The sequence below is a fragment of the Synergistaceae bacterium genome (assembly GCA_012728235.1).
Lineage (GTDB): Bacteria > Synergistota > Synergistia > Synergistales > Synergistaceae > JAAYFL01.
Window position 1 is genome coordinate 1 of sequence record JAAYFL010000060.1, and the last position, 3,945, is coordinate 3,945.

Genomic DNA, 3,945 nt, shown 5'->3' on the forward strand with positions numbered 1-3,945 from the left:
AAATAGACATAAACAGCTCAAAGAAAAACATTCTCTGCTTAAAAAAGAAAATAAAAATCTGACTTATCTCAATGAACGGATGAACATCGCTATAGATAGCGGCGATCTTATATTATGGGAGTATGACATCGCAAAAAAAAGAATAATACAGAATAAAAGCAGCAAAGACTTTCATGGGTTAGAATCTGTCATAAAAAATGTCCCTGAAAGTTTAGTAGACAATGGCTATGTTCACCAGGAGAGCGTAGAAGAATACCTTGATATGTATGAAAAGCTGCACGAGGGAGAAAAAGAACTAGAGAAGATTTTAAAAGTTCAATCCCCCAATCGGCAAAATTATCGCTATTTAAAGATTAAATACAAGAATTTATTTGACGACGAAGGGAACCCCTATAAAGCTATAGGAACATCGGAAGACGTGTCTGATTTATATGAAATGAAAGTAGCGCATAGTTACTGGCAAAATATCATTGAAAGTTTTATGCAAAATAGCATACTGCATCTCCAATACAATCTTACGAAAAACATGATGATTACCTGCTTGAGTGAAGGCAGCGAATGTAATTTCCCGGACAAAAGCATCTTTGATGATTTTGACAAGGCAACAAATTATTTCGTCAATTATTTCGTGGCGGAAGAAGACAGAGCGAGATATTTAAGCTACGTTAACAGAGAGCGCCTAATTAAAGCTTTTTCAAACAAAAAAACTGCGGAAAAGTTGGAGTTTCGCATGTTAATCGATGAACATCCCCTATGGGTTGTTGCAATAATTTACTTAATTGAGGAACCCTATACCAAGGACATTATGCTATATATCTTTTTTTATAATATCGACAAGGAAAAAACTGCTTTTCTGCAAGCTGAAAATTATGCCAGCAAAGATGATTTAACCGGGCTTTTAAACAGAAGAAACTTTATAGCACAAGTCAACAGCTTACTTGAGCTTTATCCCGATAAAAAACACGCCTTTCTTATAGTTGATATCGATTGCTTTAAGCAGGTGAACGATACTATGGGACATCCTCTGGGGGATAGCCTCCTAATCGAAATGGCCGGTGATTTAAGATCTCTACAGCGAGAAGATGACTTGATATGCCGTCTAGGCGGAGACGAATTTATGCTCTGTTTAAAAAATATACCATCTGTTGACGTGGCAATAAAGCGTGCAGATGCCATCATATCAAGATTTAGAAAAAAAATTACTGATGACCTTTTTTCGTCAGCAAGCGTTGGCATAGCACTCTATCCAAAGGATGGCAGCAGCTTTGAAGAGATTTATAAAAAAGCGGATTTCGCTCTCTATGAGGCGAAGAAATCTGGCAGAGACAGCAGTTATGTTTATAAGGAAGAATAACTGCTAAGAAAACAAAGAATGCTTTTGAAAATATGGAAATAAACAAGGCGAGATGGAAGAATGTAAATTGCTCTTCCATCTCACGTTATTTATAGATAATTATTATTCTTTTATCTCTTTTATTGACACTTTCTGCTTCTGTATTTTATTGTCCGCATCAAATAGGCGAGTTGATATAATGCGTGAGAGAACATATTTCCCGTCTTTTTTCCTAATACGAAGAGTCTCCTCGTTGTGCGTCTGTGATGTTTTTATGTCTCTTCCATAAAAGACACGAAATTTTGGCTCATCTTCCGGATGGATTCCCGGAATTTTTGTAAAAAGATCAAAAAACTCTTCGTTTGTAAGAGTACTCATCTCATACTTTTCAAAATCGGCAGAGCGAAAATAGGTTCCAGCTTTTAAATCATACTCAATATAAGCATCGGAACCTTCTTCTATATCCAGGGATGCCGAAGAGGGAGCCTCCTCAACTGCGCCATTTAGCAATTCGTCGCTAATGCGAACAAGTTCATTTATTTTACTTTCATCTTTTTTAATACTTGCCGGCAATTTTTTGACGACGTGGGATGTATTATTTGCGTTCGCCTCTTGTTCCATAGAGCTGTCATATAACAGATAGCTTCCTGAGCACTCTCTCTTCGCCTTATAAAGGGCAATGTCAGATTTTTTATACAATTCGCTGAACGTTGTTCCATCCCTTGGATACATTGCTATTCCCAAACTTCCCGAAACTATACTTTTTCCCGTAAGTTGTCTGTATATCATCTGACAGATAAGCTCCGCTCTTTTCCGGACAACTTCTTCACTGGTAATATTTTCCAAGAAGATAATAAACTCATCTCCTCCTATGCGACCAAGCAGGTCTCCCTTTCTCATCAGTTTTCTCAAATTTAAAACCATCTCTACTAGCAGCTTGTCTCCACTGTCATGTCCATACAAATCATTTATCTGTTTAAAATCATCAATGTCTATCATTATCAAAGCATGTGTAGCATGTAAGTTGCTTGCATTAATTTGTATTAAACTTTCCATTTGACGAACAAATTCAACTCTGTTCAGTACTCCCGTCAAGGGATCGTTTTTTGCTTGAGCCTCAAGTTCAAGTTTGTTGCGTTTTTTTTCATCTATATCCTTAAATGTGAGAAACGCCCTTATATCAGTTGAAAAGGCATCTTTTGCAAGCTCCGCTTTACCTTTAATCCATCTAAAATCTTTATCTTGTGATTTTACGCGACACTCAAAACTTTCCTCTGAAACCCCTCTGTAGTATTGAGCGAGGAGCCGATCTTTTTGGAAAAAATCTTTGAAATCATCGCTATCATTTTCATAAACAATATTTTTCGTAGCATATTCGATTACGTCTGTAAAAGCGCTCCCGATATCGTCTATAACTCCGAAACCAAGGCTTCCTTCTTTTCTTTCGCAAACATCTTTCGTCAAGTTGCAGTCATAATAAATGACATTTTTTGTTAAGCCGTCTGATTTAATTTTTTTACGCCACAGCTCATATGCAAGCTCCTTTTCTCTTTGAGCCGTGACGTCTTCCATCGATATTATTGCATGTTTTGGAGAGCCGTCATCGTTGTAAATCATTGTAAAAACACCGCGGTACCAAGCATTCTCTCCTGATGTTTTTCTTATATTAAGAACTGTGCTCCCTGTCGGCTCACCATTTGACATTGCTTCATAAAATCTCGCATGTTCTTCTAAGCTTTCTTTTAGTATAATACCGGATTTAGCAACGCTTTCCGAATCGTATTTAAAAACCATAGGTACGCCAAGAACCTCAGCCATAGCAGGGTGGCTATGTATTGTCTTTGTTTTTATATCGTAGCGGTAAAGAAGCTTTTCGCTCTGTTCCACGAATATGCGATACTCTTCTTCACTTATACGCAGCAATTCTTTTTCTGCCTCAAGGGCCTTTCTCTCCCTATAATCCATTACAATAATAAATAGGAAAATAACTATTGCGCTTAAAAGTACAATTAACATCGATATTTGCCCACTCTGTGAGATAACGGAGAACTCTTCATAAATAGAGTCTGTTGGGACAGCGCTAAAAAGAACCCAGTTATTTATTCCGAGAGGATGATATGCAGTATATCTGTGCCGTCCACCTATATTGTAGGAAAAAACTCCGGGAGCCGAGCTCTTTATATTGAGAAGGATTTGCTCTGCGTCTAACTTTTTGTCTAATCTTTCGCTTTTTAGTAAATAGCTTATATTTCTTCTCTCGTGTGTCAGAAAAGAAAGACCTTTACTCGTTATTATAATATCTCCGACATCATTGCAAATAAATGAGTATCCTTCCTTATTAAAGTAATTGGGCCTAAGCAGCGATTGGAAGTGTCCTTCCGCGTAGATGCCAAAGAGAATGCCTTTAACTTCCCTTTCTGATTTAATGGGTACTGAAATTAAGATAACTGGTATTCCTGAATGTTTGTTGTTTTGAATCTCTTCAATCGCACGTTCGCCTTTTATTGACTTTTTAAAATATTCTCTATCGTTTATTTTTGCATGCCGGCCATCATGCAAGTAAGAATTCCCTTTTATGTCAGCAAAACCCATGTATGAAACACCGGAAATAT

General features: G+C 37.2%; 2 protein-coding genes. One reads left to right on the forward strand and one right to left on the reverse strand.

What is annotated here, in order from left to right:
- Positions 1 to 1,354: GGDEF domain-containing protein (locus tag GXZ13_04885; protein ID NLX75156.1), on the forward strand; the 1,354-nt coding region annotated here is incomplete at its 5' end.
- A gap of 102 nt (positions 1,355 to 1,456) precedes the next feature.
- On the opposite strand, the gene GXZ13_04890 is transcribed toward GXZ13_04885, so the two are convergent.
- Complete coding sequence (locus tag GXZ13_04890; GenBank protein NLX75157.1) at positions 1,457 to 3,925, reverse strand: diguanylate cyclase; 2,469 nt, start codon at positions 3,923 to 3,925, stop codon at positions 1,457 to 1,459.
- Positions 3,926 to 3,945 lie beyond the last annotated feature (20 nt).

What these genes read in the sequence shown, in the direction of transcription:
- GXZ13_04890 (NLX75157.1), bottom strand. Translation starts at nt 3,925, where the DNA reads ATGGGTTTTGCTGACATAAAAGGGAATTCTTACTTGCATGATGGCCGG.